General features: G+C 43.8%; 15 protein-coding genes. 9 read left to right on the top strand and 6 right to left on the bottom strand.

Annotation, left to right across the window (positions count from 1 at the left end; genetic code table 11):
• Positions 1–306 precede the first annotated feature (306 nt).
• Positions 307–708, top strand: coding sequence for a cystatin domain-containing protein (locus tag VA249_RS15285; RefSeq protein ID WP_128812528.1), 402 nt, complete (start codon positions 307–309; stop codon positions 706–708).
• 183 nt (positions 709–891) lie between these two features.
• Here VA249_RS15285 and lhgO read toward each other — a convergent pair whose 3' ends face one another.
• From lhgO to VA249_RS15270, 3 genes are all read right to left on the bottom strand, one after another.
• Positions 892–2,139, bottom strand: a complete 1,248-nt coding sequence (lhgO, locus tag VA249_RS15280) for an L-2-hydroxyglutarate oxidase (protein WP_221071316.1) — start codon at positions 2,137–2,139, stop codon at positions 892–894.
• An 8-nt stretch (positions 2,140–2,147) separates the two neighbouring features.
• Positions 2,148–4,271 carry a TRAP transporter permease gene (locus VA249_RS15275; RefSeq protein WP_221071314.1) on the bottom strand — a complete coding sequence of 708 codons (2,124 nt, stop codon included), beginning with the start codon at positions 4,269–4,271 and terminating at the stop codon, positions 2,148–2,150.
• A gap of 82 nt (positions 4,272–4,353) precedes the next feature.
• Positions 4,354–5,364, bottom strand: a complete 1,011-nt coding sequence (locus VA249_RS15270; RefSeq protein WP_221071312.1) for a TAXI family TRAP transporter solute-binding subunit — start codon at positions 5,362–5,364, stop codon at positions 4,354–4,356.
• Between the two features lie 832 nt (positions 5,365–6,196).
• On the opposite strand from VA249_RS15270, the gene brnQ reads away from it, so the two are divergent.
• On the top strand, positions 6,197–7,504 hold the full coding sequence (brnQ, locus tag VA249_RS15265) for a branched-chain amino acid transport system II carrier protein (RefSeq protein WP_221071309.1): 1,308 nt from the start codon (positions 6,197–6,199) through the stop codon (positions 7,502–7,504).
• Positions 7,505–7,667: 163 nt separating this feature from the next.
• Complete coding sequence (locus tag VA249_RS15260) at positions 7,668–8,873, top strand: GGDEF domain-containing protein (RefSeq protein WP_221071307.1); 1,206 nt, start codon at positions 7,668–7,670, stop codon at positions 8,871–8,873.
• A gap of 158 nt (positions 8,874–9,031) precedes the next feature.
• Here VA249_RS15260 and VA249_RS15255 read toward each other — a convergent pair whose 3' ends face one another.
• The gene (locus tag VA249_RS15255; protein WP_221071306.1) at positions 9,032–10,399 is read right to left on the bottom strand and encodes a sigma-54-dependent transcriptional regulator; all 1,368 of its coding nucleotides are present in this window, start codon (positions 10,397–10,399) and stop codon (positions 9,032–9,034) included.
• Between the two features lie 186 nt (positions 10,400–10,585).
• Between VA249_RS15255 and VA249_RS15250 the strand changes: the two genes are divergently transcribed.
• Together VA249_RS15250 and VA249_RS15245 are read left to right on the top strand one after the other, a co-directional pair.
• Positions 10,586–12,652: a sensor histidine kinase gene (locus VA249_RS15250; RefSeq protein WP_221071304.1), complete on the top strand. Its 2,067-nt coding sequence runs from the start codon at positions 10,586–10,588 to the stop codon at positions 12,650–12,652.
• Between the two features lie 168 nt (positions 12,653–12,820).
• A complete protein-coding gene (locus VA249_RS15245; protein ID WP_221071303.1) occupies positions 12,821–14,212 on the top strand; it encodes a glycoside hydrolase family 1 protein in 1,392 nt (463 codons plus the stop codon).
• 126 nt (positions 14,213–14,338) lie between these two features.
• Here the strand turns inward: VA249_RS15245 and VA249_RS15240 are convergent, their stop codons facing one another.
• The gene (locus VA249_RS15240; protein ID WP_221071302.1) at positions 14,339–16,375 is read right to left on the bottom strand and encodes a PhoX family protein; all 2,037 of its coding nucleotides are present in this window, start codon (positions 16,373–16,375) and stop codon (positions 14,339–14,341) included.
• A gap of 235 nt (positions 16,376–16,610) precedes the next feature.
• Between VA249_RS15240 and VA249_RS15235 the strand changes: the two genes are divergently transcribed.
• From VA249_RS15235 to VA249_RS15220, 4 genes are all read left to right on the top strand, one after another.
• Complete coding sequence (locus tag VA249_RS15235; RefSeq protein WP_128812519.1) at positions 16,611–16,949, top strand: YggL 50S ribosome-binding family protein; 339 nt, start codon at positions 16,611–16,613, stop codon at positions 16,947–16,949.
• 1,190 nt (positions 16,950–18,139) lie between these two features.
• Positions 18,140–19,048 (top strand): LysR family transcriptional regulator, encoded by a 909-nt coding sequence (locus VA249_RS15230; protein ID WP_221071301.1) that lies wholly within the window; start codon positions 18,140–18,142, stop codon positions 19,046–19,048.
• A gap of 367 nt (positions 19,049–19,415) precedes the next feature.
• Positions 19,416–20,321, top strand: coding sequence for a 30S ribosomal protein S6--L-glutamate ligase (gene rimK / locus VA249_RS15225; RefSeq protein WP_128812517.1), 906 nt, complete (start codon positions 19,416–19,418; stop codon positions 20,319–20,321).
• Between the two features lie 62 nt (positions 20,322–20,383).
• Positions 20,384–20,812 carry an ATP-dependent zinc protease family protein gene (locus tag VA249_RS15220; protein ID WP_128812516.1) on the top strand — a complete coding sequence of 143 codons (429 nt, stop codon included), beginning with the start codon at positions 20,384–20,386 and terminating at the stop codon, positions 20,810–20,812.
• Between the two features lie 95 nt (positions 20,813–20,907).
• Here the strand turns inward: VA249_RS15220 and VA249_RS15215 are convergent, their stop codons facing one another.
• The gene (locus VA249_RS15215) at positions 20,908–21,642 is read right to left on the bottom strand and encodes an MBL fold metallo-hydrolase (protein WP_221072178.1); all 735 of its coding nucleotides are present in this window, start codon (positions 21,640–21,642) and stop codon (positions 20,908–20,910) included.
• Positions 21,643–21,750: the final 108 nt, after the last annotated feature.

Raw genomic sequence — 21,750 nt, 5'->3', positions numbered from 1 at the left:
TTTTATGACCGTTGATAACCTTTACTACCGCAAGTGAATGTTTACTACCTCAAGTGAATGTTGTAACCATTGGGAACGTCGCGATCATTTTTAACATTTATAATGCTGAGTTACGTAAACAAATTGATACATGGTGTGTATGCTGATTAGGTAAAGCAATCAAGCCACGCTTATACTCAAACCATAATCTAAGCTAGTAAGCGATAAGACGCTCAGCTAGTAAGCGAAAAGAAACTTAGCGAGTTAACCAATACTTAAGCCAGTAAACTAATACTTAAGACAGCAAACTAACAACGGAGTGCTTTTATGAATGTGAGGATGTTCTGGACATTAATACTGTCTGTATCTGCCCTACCTATGGCAACCCATGCCTTAGCCGTGGACAAGCAAATGTCAAAAGAGATGAAGAAGAAAATGCAAGCCATTTGCGCGCCAGAAAAAGGCCTCGCTGGAGGATGGCAAGTTTCTGAAGTCACACCAGATGCAGAACGCTCACTCAGTATGGTTTTGCATCAAATGAACGCCTTAGACAAGCTTAAGCAAATTAATGAGGTGAGAACACAAGTCGTTGCAGGAACAAGGTATGCCATTGAATTCGAATTTAAAGATGGCGAAATCTGGAACGCGATGATATTTCATAGTGCTCGCGGCGATTACATGATCGAACGCCATGCCAAGAAAGGCCCGCTTTGTCCAAAAGAGACTTAACTATTCAATACAAGTCACAAAATGCTAGCCACAATATAATGGCATTTTCAAGAATTGGCAGGAAGCTTAATGAACAAGAAGCGTAGAGGCGACTGACTTAGTTGCCTTTACGCTGATTTGATGTGTCTCATCCTGAAATGTGCGGAGAAGTATTAATTTGGACTAGAGCACGCAACTCCATCTTTATTTCTCGCTGACTTCATTCTTATCTTTCTTCTCTTGTAACTTGTCGATGACCTTATCGCAAATATATTCACCGATGGGCATCGCAGACGTTGCAGCTGGGGACGGTGCGTTACACACATGGAGACTTCTCGCACTTTCAGCGAAGAGAAAATCATGCACAAGGGTACCGTCAGAAAGTACGGCTTGTGCACGAATCCCCGCAGGATAGGGTTTAAGGTCTTCCACTTGGATACTTGGGCAGTATTTATTGACGAGCTTGAGATAACCTGGCTTCCACCATGAATTTTTGAACTCATCTAGTCCTGTTTTTAGATGTTTTTGTGTCACTTTCCAAAAACCCGAGAAGCTGATCATCTGCAGGGTATCTTGTAAATCAATATTGAACTTGCCATACCCCTCACGCTTCCAACCTTGCACCGCGTTTGGGCCAACCGTAACTGAACCATCAATCATACGAGTAAGGTGAACACCTAAAAAAGGCAAGTCAGGATCAGGAATTGGATAGATCAAATGATTGACCACTTGATCATGTTTGCTATCCAAGCGGTAGTATTCTCCACGATATGGAATTATTTGAAAATCGGTAGGAATACCCATCATCTTCGTCATTCGATCAGCCATTAAACCACTGCAAGTGACCAAAAATCTTGTATTCAATTGCATTGTCTGGCCATCTGAAACGCAGGTGAGTTGAACTTCATCATCATTCTCTTCAACCGCGATCACCTTGGTTCTTAAACTAACTTGACCACCAATTTTTTTAAACTCGTTCGCCATCTGCTCGGTAACCAAACGATAGTCAACAATACTGGTCGCTTTTACGTAAATTGCGCCAAGTCCAGTAATATTCGGTTCTGCGAGTTTCAACTGAATTTCATCTAATAACTGTACATCGATACCATTAACCTGACATCGTTCATAGAGCGCATTCATACGCGTAACTTCTTGCTCATTCGTCGCAACCAGTAACTTGCCACAGTTTTCCACTGGAATATCGTGCTCAGCACAAAACGACAGCGTTCGCTCGACACCACGTTTACAAAAGTCTGCTTTAAGACTTCCTGGCGCGTAATACACGCCCGCATGAATAACACCACTGTTGTGCCCCGTTTGGTGCTGAGCATAACCAGATTCTTTCTCCACCAATAAAATGCGACGGTCTGGGTGACGTTGCTGCAATTGCCAAGCGGTTGAGACACCGACGATACCGCCACCAACAATGATGTAGTCATAGACTGATTTCATACCACCCCTTATAAAACCGATAGCTGAGACTGTTGCAATTTGAACTTGCGACTGCTGTAAATAAAGATGGCGACAAAAATGCCACAACATGCCACGCGAACTAGCACTGGAATATCGTGCCAAACTAACAACGTACCGGTAATCACCAGTACTAGACGCAATAAAATGTTCAACGGCCCCTCAAGATAGCCCTCAATCGCACCAATCAATGAATAGGTGCCAATGATGGCAAAAAAGCCAACAGTAATAACAGATGTGGCATCCCAACTGACCAATCCTGTATAAGCAATCAACAACGGAACCAGATACAAACCCTTGGCAATTTTCCAAGCCATAAGACCTGTACGCATTGGTGGTGTTTTCGCTATCGTTGCCGCCGCAAAAGCAGTCAAACACACTGGTGGCGTGACATTGCTGTCTTGCGACAACCAGAAAATAATCAGGTGTGCAGCCAGCAAAGCTAAGCCAACGGCTTCAATTCCGAGGCTTTGCTCCAAAAGTGTTTCCATAAAATCAGCGGGCACGAGCGCGACCATCTCTTTTGCCGTTTCTAATGCCATTGGCGCATTGAGTAAATCTAACTTATCTGGTGCCGCGAGCATGAAAATGGCTTTCGCTTGTTCAGGCAGTTGACCTGACATCATAAGCTCAAGCAATTGGTTTTCAGCTATCAATTTATAAAGGGCAGGAGCAGACAGTGTGCCCAACACGATGTAGGCCGCCGTGACGGGCAACCCCATGCCGAGAACGAGAGATGCGAGGGCAATAAGGACAATCATGATAAATAAATCACCGTTTGCCCAGCCATCGATCATGAGCGAAAAAGTATTCCCGACCCCTGTCGTGCTAATCACGTTGATCACCAAGCCGATGCCCACCAACAATACTGCGGTGGTCGCCATGTTTTTCGCACCTTGAGAGAGCGCTTCAATGATCGCTTTTGGTCCCATTTTGTGCTCTTTCGAAAACCAAGATGCCACCACGACAGAAATGATCGACAAGCCCGCCGCATACGTTGGTGTAAAGCCTTGCACCAACAAGGTGACTAATACCACCAGCGGAATTAAGTTGTGCCAACCACTGATCAATACTTTGAACAGTGACTCGTCGCTCGTTGTGATCTTTTGGACCCCGCTGCGTTTTGCTTCAATACGAACGAAGAAAGCCACAGACAAAAAGTAAATCAACGCAGGGATAAACGATACTGCAATGATGTCCACATAAGGAATTTGAGTATAAGACGCCATAATGAACGCACCTGCGCCCATCACGGGTGGCATCAATTGCCCACCCGTTGATGCCGCCGCCTCTACTCCGGCCGCAAAGCGCGATGGGAAGCCTGCTTTTTGCATCAACGGAATACTAATCACACCTGTCGATACTGTATTTGCAACACTAGACCCCGATACCGACCCCATCAAACCAGAGCCAATAACAGCTATAAATCCTGGACCACCAATGATTTTCCCGGCCGCAGCACGAGCGACATTAATGATGTAATCTCCCACCCCAGAGCGCACAAGGAACGCACCAAACAAGATGAACATAAAGACAAAGGTCCAACTGATGCGAGAAATAGAACCGAACATGCCCTCTGAAGAATAGAAGCTTCGGTAAAGTAAGGTTTCCATGCTCAAACCAGGAAAGTGAAAAATACCGGTTGCCCATTTCCCCCATAAGACGACATAACTCAAACACACCACGATAAGCACTGGAATAAACCAGCCCATTGTGCGTCTGATGAGCTCTATCACTATCAATATCGCCATAATGGCGAATACCCAATCACTGGTGACGAACTTGACTCCGCGCTCGTATAGCGCATCTTCGGCATACGGAATATAGACTAAACAAGCAATGGCACCACAAGCGATTAACACATCGACGGCAAGAGCAAACTTACTCTGTTTCAAGGAGATATGGGCGGGATACCAAAGTGCACAAATCACAGCAAATCCAGCAAAGTGAGTCGCCGAGATCCAAAGTTCTGGCAATGTCGATAAGGTGTTAAACCAAATATGCAAAACAGACAGTACAACTCCAAACACTGTGATTGTCGTCGTTACCCACGGAAAGTCACTGCGTGTAGGCAGTTCAAATTTCTGCAATTCCTTTTCCATTGACTCGCTCATCTTATACTCCAAGCTCTCGCGGCCGTTGTTCGTTCCATCAGAAAATATATGCCCCAAGCCATGACTCGGGGCAACGATCAAACTATTGAATGATCAGATCGGCAGGGATCTCTATGCCCATCTCTTTGTAATAACGAACGGCTCCTGGGTGCAACGGCACAGGTAGGCCTGCAATCGCCTTTTCAATTGCCATTGCCTTGGTCGCTTTATGGATACCTTGTAAGAAAGGCAAATTTTCGTAGATCGCTTTGGTTAACTGGTAAACATCGTCTTCAGAGATGTCTTCACGCACGGCGAGAAAGTTTGGCTGTGCGATTGTTGTCACTGGCTTATCTAAGCCTGGGTAGGTATTTGCTGGGATCTCATATTTCGTCCATAGGTTATAGTCGCCGTTCGCTTCTTTGATTTGCTCATCAGTAAACGAAAGAATCGAAATGTCTTTTCCTAGAGCGGCAAACGCTTGTGTTACCGCACCAACAGGTACACCTGCCGGCGTATTCATCCCATCAATCGTTCCATTTTGAAGTGCACTTGCACTACCGCCGTAGCCCATGAATGCCAAATTAAATTTTTCTGGGTTCACATTGAGGCCTTTCATGATCTGACGACCTGAATTTTCTGTACCTGAGTTCTTTTTACCGATTGAAAACTTTTTTCCATCTAAGTTATTCAAGTCACTGACAGTGCCCGTTTTCGCTAACTCCGTACGAACAATAAAGTGCTCAACGTTTTGCCAAAGCATCGAAACAGAGCGAAGTTGCTCTTGACGACCGCTCTTAGCATATGGCCCTTCACCAGACCATGCCCACGCGCCATAAAGACCTTGCAAAATAGCAAATTGAGCTTCGTTTTCATTAAGCAATTTAACGTTTTCACCCGATCCTGCCGAACTGATCGCTGAAAGAGAAAAGTGATGTTTGGGTGCCAGTTTCACTTTACTCAAGGTAGCAAGTGCAACACCTACTGGGTAATAAGTACCCCCGGTGGATGCTGTCGCCAAAATATAGCTACGATCTTCAGCAACCGCATTTGCTGCAATGCCAAAAGAAGTCACAGCGACAGCCAAAGCTTTAACTAGCTTATTCATTTTCATTATTACTCTCCATGTAGTCGTCCTATAGACGCACGTTTACATCACATTAAATTATCATTAACAACAAGCACTCAAGAGCAATTTGAATGCCAAACCTTAAATGATTGTATTTGTTAACTTTAATTTTCTAGGGAACGAAAATGAGCAAAAACCTGCTGATTGAATAGAAAGGTAATGAGCAAAAACTTGCTTATCATAAAGACAATATTTATGCGATTGACTCACAAAAAGTTAATAAAATGTGATCAATACAAAATAATCGCTCGATTGCCTAATGAGCAAGTTTTTGCCTATATCGACAAAGGATGCAGATACCGTCATAACGATCTTAAAAGTAAGAATAAAAAACATCCCCCTAAAACGTTCACTTTTTCGACAGCAAACTAAGGTCTAAATCTCTACAAATTGAACAAAAAAACATCAAAACAAGAAGTGTTAACAAAATGAAAAGTCATTTATTCTGCCTTATAATTTAAAAAGCAGTTCAATCCACCAGTTCAAAAACAAACATCAACCTTATCATCTTATTTTCCACTTCAGGGTTGTCCCCATCGCCTCATGTTCGTTAGTGTAGATGCACACCAAGGCAAACGTATTCCTTGGTGTAATTTCATCATTAAGGATCAATCATGTCAGCAACAATGCAATTACTACTTGCTTTTAAACGCCCATCTGGCGTTGCTGCTGCGATCCTCCTGCTCTCTCTGAAACTGATTCAGAGCTGACAGGCTATATCTAAAATTTCTGTCAGCTTGATTAGAAGCTGACGGAATGTTGCCACCCTCCCCTTATTCCTTCTGTTTCTTTCAAGCGAAATGTAAGAGGAATAACAATGTTAAGCGCACGCAATATCGCCGCTTTGGGCTTTATGACTTTTGCCATGTACTTAGGTGCAGGTAACCTGATCTTCCCGCCTTTTTTAGGCTACCAAGCAGGAGAAAACTTCCTTAGTGGAATGTCCGGTTTTCTATTAACGGGAGTTGGACTACCTGCAATGGCACTTGTGATCGTTGCCATTGTTAATGGTTCTGACAAGCTGACTGCTGCTTTACCTAAACCTTTGGCAACCAGTTTTTGGGTGATGGTATTTATCGTGATTGGTCCAGCATTCGTGATTCCGCGTGCTATTACTGTCGCTTACCAATTCAGCTTTGCGCCAACCTTTGGTGATATGGCACTCATGCCTTTTACTATTGCTTTCTGTATTATCACTATTCTGTTTGCCCTCTACCCGGGTAAGCTAATTGATAACCTAGGCAAAATCTTAACGCCTGCATTGATGGCTATCTTAGTGGTCATGTCAGTCACAGCATTGGTTTACCCTGCAGGTGAACTGACATCAGCAACGGGGCCATACGTGGAAGGGGCATTTGCTGAGGGGTTAACTCAAGGCTATATGACGATGGATGCGTTGGGCTCGATTGGCTTTGGTTGGATTATCTTCCGTGCAATTCGCAGCATGGGGGTGGATTGCCCTAAAGCCACTGCGAAGTACACGCTTATCGCGGCTTTAATGTACGCAATTGCAATGACATTTGTTTATGTATCATTGTCTTACATTGGGTCAACGAGTTCTTATCTAGGCTCAGAATTCAGTAATGGTGGAGACATATTAACAGCGTTTACTTTCAACCACTTTGGTGCCTTTGGATCTTTACTATTAGGCGCGGTCATGGTTTTAGCATGCTTGACAACAGCGATTGGTGTTACCACCGCGGGCAGCGAGTTCTACGACAGCACCTTTTGCAAAGTGAACTACAAAGGCTGTGTGATCACAACGATGGTACTGGCGGGTTTGATCGCAAACGTAGGTCTAGAGCAGCTACTTGCTATCACTTTGCCAGCCGTTGTTGCCCTTCATCCCGTCGCAATTGCACTAATGATAATGGCACCCGTACGCAACAAGATGTCTCAGATGATGGTGGTTATTACCACATGTACCGCACTTACTTTTGGATGCATCGATGCCTTGCATATTCTCGACTACATGCCAGAAGTGACAAACCAATGGCTAAATAATAATATGCCGCTATACAAGTACTTTGCCAGCTGGATAGTTCCAACAATCATGATAGTCATATTAGGAGTACTCACTTATAGAGCTAAGCGGCACGTTGCTTTCGAACATTCTACGACTTGAGATTGTTTCATTGCATTAGCCCACAAATGTGGGCTACTTCTATTAACTGCGAAAAGTATCAGCTATTCAAGACATTTGAGAGTAATTAATCTACTATGAATCATATTTACTATTGATAGGTAAAGGATCGATACACAAGTAGTTAGGATGCTAGGATGGCAACATGGATAACTTTTCGTTAGATATAAGAACGCTCAACTTCATTATTATTCTTTTCTCTTGTATCTACTCAATTGGGCTTATCTTCTACCAATTCAATCAACGTAAAATTCCAGGGCTATCGTGCTTTGCAATTTCGCTATTGTTTATTGGTGGAGGACCTTTTCTGTTGAGTCTTAGAGACAGTGCGTCAGACTGGCTCACCGTCACAGCTTCAAATACGATCATTTTGATTGGCTTTCTGCTGACATTATATGGGTTGAGTCTATTTCGTGCTTTTCCCCTCAACATCGCACGCTATCTCACTGCGGCTCTCCCATTCACAAGCGGTGGAATCTATTATTTTACTTTTCACTCTCCCTCTATTCGTAGTCGTATCATTGTTGTGAGCCTCTATTTATCTGCCGTTACTTTTGCCAGTGCTTACGCCATGCTCAAAGGGAGAAATCGTGATCTCCAATTGCCAATGGTTGGCATGGCTACCTCCTTACTTGGCTTCAGCGCCTTTATGATCGGAAGAACCATTTGGACTTACTTCGACTCAGAGCTCAACAACTTTATGACGGCAGGTTTGGTTCATCAATTAACTTTTTTATTTAGCATTTGTTTGGTTGTTTCCATGAGCTTTTGCATGTTGTGGTTAATCAATGCAAGGCTGCTGCAATCCATAAGAAGTTTATCGTTTCAAGATGCCCTAACCGGATTACTCAATCGAAGAGCAATGGAAGATGTGATTCCCAATCTCGTTGCAAAAACCGTTGCCAAACAAGAACCGCTAAGCATCATCATGACGGATATCGACAACTTTAAGTATATTAACGACGAGTTTGGTCACTTAGCTGGTGACAATACGATTGTCAGTGTCGCCAATATCATGAGTCGAAATCTGCCCAAAGAGGCTCAAGTGATACGCTTTGGCGGGGATGAGTTTATGGTCGTTCTACCAAAGTACACTGCTCATCAGGCGGCAGAACATGCTGAAACGCTACGACACTCGATCAAGAATGCATCCTGTCAAGGCAGCAAAGAGAAAAGGATAACCATGAGTTTTGGTGTTGCTGAGATAAAATCTGGAGAGCGATTACACGACGTTATTTCTCGCTCCGACCATGCACTTTACCATTCAAAAGAACAAGGTAGAGACAGAGTCACCATGCTATCAGCTAAAACAGCAAGTTTTAAACAACCGTTCTACGAACAACGTGCATAACGACTTATCGCCATTTTAGAGTTAAGCTTTATTGCGGTGATCAGAGTTAGCGTTGGAAAAACGCTTGAAAACCAGGCTAAAATTTTCGATAAGTAGTTATTCTACCGCCTAAATTTTCAACGGGGTTATCGAGTATTATAACAAGCTAGAATGACCCGTTATTTACTACGATTAGCATAAGTATAGTCGGCCCGATTCAATCCAAATTTTTGCATTTTTTGGTTAAGCGTTCGACGTGGTAAATCGAGCTCTAGCATGACCTCACTAATATGCCCTTGGTGTCGAATCAACGAATCATGCAATACTTTACGTTCAAAGTTGTGCAATTGTATAACCAATGGCACACCAGTTTGGGTTTCTTCTGTCGTAGAAGATGGGCGCGTTGATAAAATTTCCATCACTGAAATCGCATCATCCAAAGCAAAACGAATCGCCACGTTACGCAGTTCACGTACATTACCGGGCCAAGCATAAGTCTGGATAGCTTTTCTATCCGCGCTACTTAAAGGACGATAATCTGGATTACTTTGAACGGCAAAGTGTTCGAACAGTATCAAGGCATCGTCTTCTCGTTCTCGCAATGGTGGCAAATAAATTTGCCCAACATTAAGTCGATAATAAAGATCCTGTCGAAACTCTTCATGATCGTTAAGATCTTCTTTTGCGGCAGCGATCACCCGCAAATCTATCGCGATCTGTTTATTTCCACCGACTCGCTCGACAGTATGCTCTTGCAATGAACGTAACACTTTGACCTGCATCGGTAACGGCATACTCTCAATTTCATCTAAAAACAATGTGCCTTTATCCGCATACTCCAATTTACCAATGCGCTTTTTGCTTGCTCCTGTAAATGCGCCCGCTTCATGACCAAACAATTCACTTTCAAACAAGCTTTCAGGAATTGCGCCGCAGTTAATCGGAACAAAATGATGGGCATAACGTCGACTCTCATTATGGAGGCTAGTCGCAACGAGCTCTTTACCGCTGCCAGTTTCACCATAAATGATCACGTTGGTATCCATTCTTGCCAGCTTTGCAATTTGTTCTCGCAGTTGTTGCATGGATCGACTTCGTCCAATCAACACTTCCTCAAGCCCGCTGACACTGGCTAAGTACTCATGCCGAACTTGAGTTGAGGCTTGCGCACGATACGTTTCTACGGCTTCTTTAACTCGCTCGGATAAACGTTCAGGTAAAAACGGCTTTTCAATAAAATCAAAGGCCCCTTTTTGCAGTGCACTTACCGCCATATCGACATCGCCATGGCCAGTGATCAGTATGATCGGCGTTCTTATTTGATTGCTAGTTAGCGTCTCTAAAATCAGCAAACCATCGGTATCGGGTAAACGCACGTCACTCACAATTGCATCAAAATCTTGAGACAAAATGGCCGCTTGCCCCTCCAAACCTGAGCAAAATGAAGCAACGTCGAACCCTGCTAATTGCAGCCATTGGCTTGTTGCCTGCTGCACGATGTCATCGTCTTCGATAAGAGCAATCTTGGGGATATCATCAAACGCCATAAGTAAGTGCCTACCGTGAGTAGTAAGGGATAGCTTTGTCGCTGAGCTAGCGAGCCAAATCGTTCTTGGCTTACGTTAACAAAAAACCATACAGAGAAAAGGAGCTGGATCTCACTTCTCACTTACAAGTCTTTAACATCCAAAAGGTTAAGCGCAATCTTGTATCAGTTTCGTTAAGGAGCCCTTATGTTGCGTAGTAAGAATAGGAAAACATGGCTAATCATCGCGATTGCTAGCGTATTAATTTCATTCTGCTATACCGCCAGTAGGGAGGTTGCCCGTCAATGGTTAAATGTGCAGTCACAAACCGATGCTCAGCAAAAACTACTTGATTATATTGGTGAAGTTCGACGCGCCCTTAAACGTTTCTATCACCTGCCTTATCTGGTCACCAACAATCCAGAAACCATCGCTTTTGTGAAAGGGAACCTCACTTACTACGAGCCGATTGAGGCCCAACTGATACAACTCGATAAAGCGGCAAATACAGAGGGTTGGCTAATTCTATCCGCTAAGGGAGAAGTCTTGGTATCTAGCTTAGTTGATGAGCGCTTTAGTCTGCCGGACCGCCAAGCTATCGTTGAGCAAATACATAACCAAGGCGGCGGCGTTTCTTTGGTCAATAAAACCAAGGGGTCTAGTCCGCTCTATTATTTAGCCGCCCCCATTTATGATGGCCTCGAAATTGCGGGGATTGTTGTCGTACAAATAAACTTAAGCTTGCTCACCGATCAGACTCTTACCAGTCAAGACATCATCACTTTACAAAATCGTCAGCAACGCTTCATCTTATCAAGCAGCGCCACATACAACGCGGACTGGTTTAACGAACAGAACAATACCATTAACGTTGAAACCCAACGCCTTTACGATGACACGATTATTCGAGTCTGGACTTTGCAAAAACAGCGGTATTTTGCACATACCGTCAAACTCGATGATTTGGATTGGTACGTCAGTTACCTCTCTCCGATTAAACCCGTTCAGCAAACGATCAACATGGTTGGCTGGGGTGTCGTCGCCCTATTATTGTTAATCCTTTTACTGTCAATTATCGGTGTACAGCGTCATCAAAAAAATCTCAACCAACGACGAATTCAATCACTACTAGAAGAATCTCAGCGCCGTTTAAAGCAAATGATCAACAAGACTCATGTTGGGTTGTTACTGATTGATGAACAAGGCAAGTTATTCGATCTTAACCCGATGGCAAAACGGTTATTCTCTCTGCCTGAAAGCGTCAATCGTGAGACATCTGCTTGGGAACTTTTTGATGCTGGCAATCAAAATTCAACGACGTTAACGCTACTTAAGGACTTACCTAAACACCGAGAGTTAGCTGAAATTAGTAACGCAGAAACGCTCGCCAGACGAAGTGATGGCAGTGTATTCCCGATCTTGTTCTCTTTAACCCGCTTCCCTTTGCATGGCGAACAATACTTTTTAGCGACCCTTATCGACATCAGTAAACGTAAAAAAGCAGAACAGTCACTCCAACAAGTCAACCAAGAACTGGCACAACGAGTAGAAGAGCGCACGCAAGCCCTGAAAGAAGCGCAAAGCCAATTAATTGAATCGAGTAAAATGGCAGCCTTGGGCAGAATGTCGAGCGCCATTACTCACGAGTTAAACCAACCTCTAACAGGTTTGCGCACCTTGCTCACCACCAATGAACTGCTCATCGAGCGCGGTGAGGTGGATATGGTAAAAGCCAATAATGTTTTAATCCAAAAACTCATTGATCGCATGGCAAGTATGACTCGCCAACTCAAAACCTTTGCTTACAGCAAACCAGAAAACCTTCAGGCAATATCGCTTACAGCCGCATTGGAAGAAACATTACGTCTCTACCAGTCTCAACTTGCCCCTATCGATGTGCGAGTACGAATCCCTCATGAATTACCATCAATTAAAGGGGAAGAGCAAAGGTTACTCCAAGTACTCGGAAACCTTATATCTAACGCTCTAGATGCCATGATAGAAACCAACCAACCACAGCTAAATCTTATTGTTAACCCAATGGGAAAACTGATCGAATTAACCATCAGTGATAATGGTTGTGGCGTGCCAGAGGAACAGTTAGGCTCAATATTTGAGCCATTCCAAACATCAAAAAAAATTGGGAAAGGGCTAGGCCTTGGATTAGCCATCACCGCAAACAACATGCGAGATATGGGTGGAAGTGTTTCAGTAAAAACGAATCCACAGCACGGTCTCACGTTTCACTTACTGTTTCAAACCGCATCATCCTGATGTGCCCCCTCAAATTACGTTCAGATTATTGATTACAATCCCATCAATAAAACCATTATTCCTCACGCTTTGGGAAAAATACGATCTCAATACAAGAATCGCACTCTCACCTACACTATTCTCAAACACACAGAACACATAATTTCAAAACCATAAAGAGCGAGAAACATGATTAAGTTTCCAGAACATTTTCTTTGGGGCGGTGCCATTGCAGCCAACCAAGTAGAAGGGTCGTACAACCTTGGGGGGAAAGGGTTATCGACATCAGACATGCTGCCAAACGGTATTCTGAGCCCACATCAAACCCGTGAAGAACGCACTCCAGGTATCAAAGACGTAGCGATCGATTTCTACAACCGCTACCCAGAAGACATCGCTCTATTTAAAGAGATGGGCTTCAACTGTTTGCGTCTTTCTTTGGGGTGGAGTCGCATTTTCCCAAATGGTGATGAGTCAGAACCAAACGAAGAGGGTTTGGCATTCTACGATAAGATTTTTGAAGAGCTTGCTGAGCACAATATTCAACCTTTCGTGACACTATCTCACTACGAAATGCCTTACGCATTGGTTGAAAACTATGGCGGTTGGGGCGATCGTCGCGTTATCGATTTCTTTGAGCGTTACGCACGCACGGTTCTAGAACGCTACAAAGACAAAGTAAAACTGTGGCTCACGTTCAATGAAATCAACATGTCTTTACACGCACCATTTACTGGTGTTGGCTTGCAAGAAGACGCCAATGAACAAGAGATCTACCAAGCGATTCACCACCAATTGGTTGCGAACGCGAAAGCAGTGAAACTGTGTCAAAAAATCGTACCAAACGGCAAAATTGGTAACATGCTACTTGGCGCTATCAACTACCCATACACCTGTAACCCTGATGACGTTCTTGCCGCAATGCACGAAAACAACAAATGGCTGTTCTTCGGTGATGTGCAAACACGCGGTCAATACCCGGGTTACATGACGCGCTACTTCCGAGAAAATGGCATTGAAATCCAGATGGAAGCTGGCGACTTGGAAGAAATTGCGTCGGCAAGTGTCGATTTTATCTCATTTAGCTATTACGCCAGTGGCTGTGCGAGTGCAGATCCAAAACAAAAAGAAGTCGGTAATATCGTCGACAGCGTGCCAAACCCATATCTCGAAAAGAGCCAATGGGGTTGGTTGATTGACCCAAAAGGTTTGCGCGTTCTATTGAACTTCCTACACGATCGCTACCAAAAGCCACTATTTGTTGTAGAGAATGGACTAGGTGCACGTGATGAAATCGATGAAAACGGTGAAATTCAAGATGATTACCGCATCGCTTACTTGAATGACCACCTAGTGCAAGCTCATGAAGCAATGCTAGACGGCGTGGAACTCATGGGCTTTACGAGTTGGGGGCCTATCGATCTCGTTGCGAACTCAACGGCAGAAATGAGCAAACGTTATGGTTTTATTTATGTTGACCGCCATAACGATGGTCAAGGAACGTTAGAGCGCAAACGCAAAAAGAGCTTCTTCTGGTACCAAGATGTGATTCGTACTGCCGGTGGATCATTAAAAAGCTGAGCTTATCATCTAGATACAAGCCTAGATATAAAGTGCATTTTTATTTAGATAGAAACAACAAAGCCCTGTCAGCACAGGGCTTTATTACACCTAATATAACCTCACGAGAAGGTGAGTCTTGCTAGGCTATACGCCAATTTCGCCACCATCTTCTCGGCGAATAACCACCGTTGCCGCTCTAGGACGGACAGTCATACCTGCTGGCGTCGCTTCCGCAGCGTTATCACTATAAGGCCAGTTACCAGGGTGTTGAATGTTGACGAATAGCGATTTGTAATCAGGGCTGATGGTAAAGCCTGTGACTTCACACCCATTTGGACCGACAAAGAAACGTTTTAACTCCGCTTGGTTGTCTGCCCCTATCGTGGCTTGGTTACCATTTTCATCAGTGAGCTTAGATGGCACGACGGCCAACATTTGATCGTTCGTGTATTCCTCTACTTCGTCTGCACCGTTATCGGTTTGAATCCATAAAATACCACGAGGGTCAAAAGCCAAACCATCAGGGCTAGCAAATTGATTAAGCTCCGTTAGGCTTGAACGGTTGGTATCTGCATCACCATTTGCTGGCGAACCAAATACAAAGATATCCCATGTAAATTCAGTTGCCACCTCTCCCTCATCCCAACGGATAACGTGACCAAATTTATTATTCAAACGTGGATTGGCAGGGTTAGTTTCATCTGTACGTCTGGTGTTATTAGTCAACGTCAGATACACCGAGCCAGTATATGGATCGACTGTACACCATTCCGGACGGTCCATTGGTGTCGCGCCGACTAAATCAGCCGCACCTGCTGTGTTCAAAATAATATCAGCTAATGAAGAAAAGCGGTCTGCTAGTGTCCCGCCAGAAACCGTTGTACTGTCCAATGTCAATGGAAGCCATGTGCCCGAACTGTCTTCGTTAAAGCGAGCAACATACAATATGCCGTCATCCATATATTTATCGCCCATTGCCAAACGATTTGATGGATTTGCATCTGCAGGATCCCAAACCACAGCAGACTCAAATTTGTATAGGTACTCAAAGCGAGAGTCGTGACCAGAATAAAATACGACGGGTTTGCCTGCTTCAAGCTTACCGAACGTGCACCCCTCGTGACGGAAGCGACCTAATGCGGTGCGTTTTTTCGCTCGTGAATTTTGCGTATAAGGGTCAATTTCGACAATATAACCATGTCCGTTTGCTTCATTGCGATAGTCATCCATCGCACTGCTGCCCGTAGGCTTGACGTTAAAGCGTGCAAACTCATCCAATCGCTCTTCTGCATCCCCTGCTAACGTTTCCCACAAATATCGCGTATTTTCATCATCGACACCAATACGGTCTTGCTCTTGTGTACGAACGCCAGCATTAACAAAATAACCAGGCCAGTTTTCTTCACACGTCAAGTAGGTTCCCCAAGGGGTATAACCATTACCACAATTGTTCAAAGTACCTCGCGCTTGACTCCCATCTGGGGAAAAACGTGTTACGGCAAGGCTCGTGTGCGCGATAGGACCAGAAAGATCCATAACCGTCGCGCCAGTATAGCGACGATTTAGCGGGTCATTATCCACTAACTGCCATTGATTATCGCTTAATTGAATACGAACGACTGACACACCATGTGCGTTTATTTCTTTACGTACCTCGTCTACAATCGTACGCACACCATTTTCAACCGTCGGGCCATTTGGATGTAAAGCAGACAAATCAATGTACTCATGGTTGATACATAATAGACCATCGGTACTGCTGTCGTTCAATGGAAAGAAATGCATTCCATCATGATGCATTCCAAGCGCATTAAGCTGATCTGTCCCGGTATTGCTACCATCGTCTTTCCAGTCATTGCCTTGCGCATTCAAAGGCGTTCCCCAAGGAACAAGCACTTGGGCCGTGTAACCCGGCGGAATCGCAACCGCATCGGTTAATGAGCCTGGAATGGATTCAAAATTCAATACGGCACTCGCTGCACCAGAAGCCGCTTTGACAGAATTACCCGAGGTTGAAGAGTCACACCCTGCAAGACCAAATGCTCCAAAAGCCGTCATTGCACTGATCCCAACGCCACCTTTTATTATGCTGCGTCGTGAAAGATTGGCTTCCAGTACCTCTTCAAAAGGCTTGTTCTTACTTTGGTTAAAACGTGTTGCGTCAAAAGTTTCCTTACTCATGGTGTCGCTTTCCCAGTATTCATGTTCGTTATTAGAAGATGGTATTTCCATTGATTGGACGTGATGAAGTGTGAGTGAGAAAAATGACAGAAATACTCGATGTGTATGAAAGTTATGTTTACAGAATGTTATAAAACAAGATTCGGTAACGATAGTGCCGATTTTCGCTGGGTTTCACCTTAAATAGGGTGTATAAAGTTACTCGGATATATTCAATCATCTACGAGAAATAATCATGAAACTAGATAAAATCGATAACAAAAATCGTCGTCTTCGCAAGAAGCTGTTCCTTGGTGAATTTGCGATCCTGGGTTTCGAGATCAGCTGTGAAACAGACATCAACGACTTTGACCGTTACGATGCATTCGTTGATGAGTTTATCGACTACATTGATACTTTAAATCTATGCTTCGGCGGTGGCGGCCTTGAGCTATTCGAAGGTTTCCTATGTTCAACAGATCGCTACGCAAGTGCGACAGAAGAACAGAAAGCGCAAGTTCTCGCTTGGCTACAAGCTCGTCCAGAAGTTCGCAACGCACAAGCAGGCGAGTTGGTTGACGCAAATTACTTGTAATTAGTAAGTCAGAGCAATGATTGAAAAGCTGGTCTTCGGACTGGCTTTTTTGCATTTTAGGCAAAAAAATATTGGAAAAGAAAGTGGTTAGCAGTTGCTTTGCTGAGTGGGGTAAATAGGTCGTGTTAGGTTCTTAGAGCTGGCAATTAATGGGAAAGGTATCAATTCCATTGCCAGCTCGGTTTCTTCAAGTGTGGTTAACTATGCTTTTCTAGACATTTCAGTTTTCGTGTCTTTCCAGTATTGAATGCGAACACGATGCAACTGAGCTTTTCTCATCTTTTTCATAGTAATCTCCCTCATCTATATAGGTAACGCTCATCATGAGCTTATTGTCTAAGGTTTTATTCCCCTCCAATCTATCGGGGATTGAGTTAATTAACCGTGACAAATTTCACAACATAATGATAAAAACCGGGTCGTTGCAGTCATTTTTTGACCAGTTAAGCCGTTTTATCTTGTTGCTACGGTAAAATTACTCTCTGCTTATGACAGAAAAATTTCAATCAAGTTCCCTGCAACACCTTTAATAAAATTTTAATCTACTTACTGCTAGCGTGAATCCATTTAATCTGTGATATCAAACACCTTTTAGCGAATTTAGAAATCTCTCTAAACAAGATATTAGCCAGTTCATTTGTAAGAGATCTCTTACAAAACATGTAAGCCAAACGACTAAAAACATCTAAGATTAAATTGCACTAAATAATAAGCAACTGATATTAAAACGAAAATTTAAAAACCACATATTGATAACTCTATTTTTCTTTGTCTAGCTAATTGAGAGCCATCAGTAAAACGTCAATACTAAATGTGTCGACAGGATGTTGGCGGGAACAGGAAAAAGCCTAAAGGATTGGGTATCTTCAGGAAGAAGATGTGGTAGCTTAGGATGAGTTATCAGCAAGGATGTCGTTAAACTCTAGGATAGGGTTCGCCAGTCAGGATGACGGGCAAGAATGGACACCGCTAGGAAGGCGATGAACAAGGAACTCGGTTAAAGGATTTAGCCACAATCAAGGATAGATGCAGGGAGCACCTATTAGTAGCCGGATTGCTGCGAAGAAGAATAAGCCCCGTCTGGGAAACCAGGCGGGGTTTTATTTTGCCTGCCATTTCTCTTTGTTCCACTCCCCATCATGCTATTATTTCCACAACTTCTTTAGCACGCTTACGGCAAAACATTCCCTATGCTCAATCCAGTTTGGTTACACACATTTAAAACCCTTGTCGAAGTCGGCCACTTTACTCAGACCGCAGAAAAGCTCTACATGACCCAACCCGGCGTCAGCCAGCACATTAAAAAGCTAGAGCAAGCGTGTCAGCACCCACTTATAAAACGTGAAAACAAAAGCTTCGAGCTGACTGAGCAAGGTCGCATGGTGTATGCCTACGCGCTAGATCTTGAAGAGAAAGAGAAAAACCTACTGGAAGATTTGAGCTTCGATGACCCCTTTGCTGGCCATTGTAAACTGGCTTGTTCTGGGGCACTTGCGTTAATGCTATTTGACCCTCTACTTGAGAAACAAAAACAACACCGTAGCCTGTCCATTCATTTAGAAGCCGCGCCCAACCAATCTATTCTAAATGGTGTTGCCGATGGCCGCATTGATATGGGTATCGTGACTTATTCACCGAATAAAAGCGTGTTCCAGAGCGAGCAAATTGGTCGAGAAACCTTGTGTTTGATCTTGCCGAAATCTTATCAAGGAAAACCACTAACGCCTGAGGCCCTAATACGTTGTGGTGTGATTGGTCATCCTGATGCTGAACACTACATGACGCTATTTTTCGACCAATGTGCAGAGCCTTTACTTAAAGAGATTAAGGTCAGCGATATGCCACTCTCTGGCTACGTAAACCAATTGAGCCAAATCCTATTGCCTGTCAGTAAAGGACTTGGTTTTACTGTTCTACCGTACAGCGCGGTTGAGAGTTTTTCTTTACGAGAAGAGTTGTATGTGGCGGAATTAAAACAACCCGTATACGAAGATTTGTTTTTGGTGAGAAAACGCAGTCGCACACTGCCGCTGCGATACCAGACGATCAAAGAAGTATTATTGGGGGTTATGGGATGCGACTTTCTCCTATCAAAATAGCCATCTAAACGGCTTAATGCTTGTTAAACCATATTTAAACGCTTAATATCAGCGACCAAAAGAAGACTTAATTTCGTTATATTCATTCCAAAAGCGATGATTTTTTACTTAATTTTTATTTATTTCTCCCTTGACAGTCGCGTACAGTAAGGCCTGAGCACTTGATAAATAATTTTTATCGTGACGATGATTTTTTTTCGTTTTTATCCATTAGCAAAACCCCCTAAGGTTCGCCCTCTGACGACGTGGTTGTCCAATCACAATTCTAAATCGTTGAAGAGAGTGGGTTCTGTCACATCATTCACACCTGCTCACTATACTCTATACTTACATTTTTAATTTGGTACTGACTTACTAAGGAATTGCCATGCGTATTGCTATTCTTTCTCGTAATGAGAATCTATATTCAACCATGCGCCTAAAGCAGGCGGGTGAAGAGCGCGGACATCAAGTTGATGTTATCGATACTCTGCACTGTTATATGGATATTACGAGTAACAACCCTAAGATTCGTTACAAGGGTGAAGAATTGCCAAAATACGATGCGGTCATTCCACGCATTGGTGCATCTATCACTTTCTACGGTACAGCTGTTGTACGTCAGTTCGAAATGATGGGTACATTCTGTGTGAACGAATCAGTAGCAATTAGCCGCTCACGTGACAAACTGCGCTCAATGCAGTTGCTTTCACGCCAAGGCATCGGTCTACCACGTACTGGTTTTGCCCACCACCCAGACAACATTCAAGATGTGATCAAAAACGTTGGCGGCGCACCATTGGTTATCAAGCTACTTGAAGGTACTCAAGGTATCGGCGTTGTGCTTGCTGAAACAACCAAAGCAGCGGAAAGCGTGATCGAAGCATTCATGGGCCTAAAGGCAAACATCATGGTGCAAGAGTTCATTGAAGAAGCTAACGGTGCGGATATTCGCTGTTTTGTTGTAGGCAACAAAGTGATTGCAGCGATGAAACGCCAAGCAAAAGAAGGCGAGTTCCGCTCTAACCTACACCGTGGTGGTTCTGCTCAACTGGTTAAGTTAAGCAAAGAAGAGCGTGCAACTGCACTGAACGCCGCGAAAGTGATGGGTCTAAATCTATGTGGCGTTGATATTCTTCAATCGAAAAATGGCCCTGTTGTAATGGAAGTCAACTCTTCTCCAGGCCTTGAGGGCATCGAAACTGCAACAGAGAAAGACGTTGCTGGTATGATCTTCGATTTCATTGAGAAAAACGCTAAACCAAACGCTAACCGTACTCGCGGTAAAGGTTGATAATTCTATCAGAAAGAGCCCTATTTGAGGCTCTTTCTGAAAACCATCGCTAGGATGAGACTATGAATCAGAAAATGATCATTGGGAACGCCGAAGCAATTTGCTTACCTGAGTTAGGGATTACTCACCTAGAAGCGCGCATCGACACCGGTGCACAGACTTCTTCTATTCACGTAGATAACCTTGAATGTGTTGAAAAAGACGGTGAATCTTACGTTGAATTCGATTTGCACCCAGATGTTTACCACTTAGAGCAAGTGGTTCGCTGTAAAGCGCTAGTAAAAGCAAATCGTAAAGTAAAATCATCAAACGGCACATTTGAGCACCGTTATGTTATCACGACAATGTTGCGTATGGGCGGACAAGAATGGCCAATCGATATTACGCTGACAAACCGTGGCAAAATGACATACATGATGTTGTTAGGCCGTCAGGGTATGGCAGACAAAGTTCTGGTAGACCCTAGCCAATCACACCTACTGGCACCATAATCCCCGTAGCTACAGATGAGTGAACTTCACGGTCGCTCATCTGGCTCTTTACGCCTTTCTTGAAATTTCTTTCTTCTTATTTCCTTTCTTTTTATTCAAATGGCTTTCTTACTTCTTAGTACAGAGCGAACCAACCCTTTTATCTTTATCTTTGTCACACGCCAATGTGTGATCGGCCTTGTCGGCGCAGTATTCATGATGTGCTGGTAAGCACTATGGTCGAAATCGACCTCCCCTCCGTGAGCAACCAACAAACACGCTGGATTCATTTCAAAGACTCGCAACAACGATTGACGATACTGATTCGGGTGGAATATAGGAAAAGGCGCAATCAAACGGCTTTTTACTTTCACCATTAAGTCTGCCACGTACAATACGTTTTGTTCGGCGTGATACACGGATAAGTCTCGATCAGTATGCCCTGGCGTTTCCAACACCTGCCAATCTTCAAACCCAGGGATCACGTCGCCATCCACCAGCTCGATATCAGGACGAAGCTTTCGTGAATACCACAAATTACGCTTGGGCTTTCGCATTCTATTCGCCATCCACCGAGCCAAAACCAAATCGGTCAAGTGCATAAGCCAACCGTCTAAACCACCATACCAATGACGCTCTCGCTTTGCTGCCAACACTTTGCATCCCGTTAAATCACGCAGTTTGTGCGCTGCACCAGCATGATCAGGATGCATATGTGTCACCACCACCAACTTGAGTTCGTTGAAAGGACGATGAAGTTGGTGTTCAATAAAGTCTTTCAGGTTCGGGATATCTGCTCGACTAGCACCATCAAGCAGCATCAATTTATCTGAATACTCAGCAAGATACATGGTTTGAATGTAGCCTTGGATTCTATGTAGCTGCAAAACGTATCCTTGTTTTCTTAGTCATAGGGGATGTTTGAATGGCGAAAATGTTACCAAGTAGTGAACGTCAAT

The organism is Vibrio alfacsensis, assembly GCF_019670485.1.
Taxonomy (GTDB): Bacteria; Pseudomonadota; Gammaproteobacteria; order Enterobacterales; family Vibrionaceae; genus Vibrio; species Vibrio alfacsensis.
This window is presented reverse-complemented; position numbering and strand designations above follow the sequence as displayed.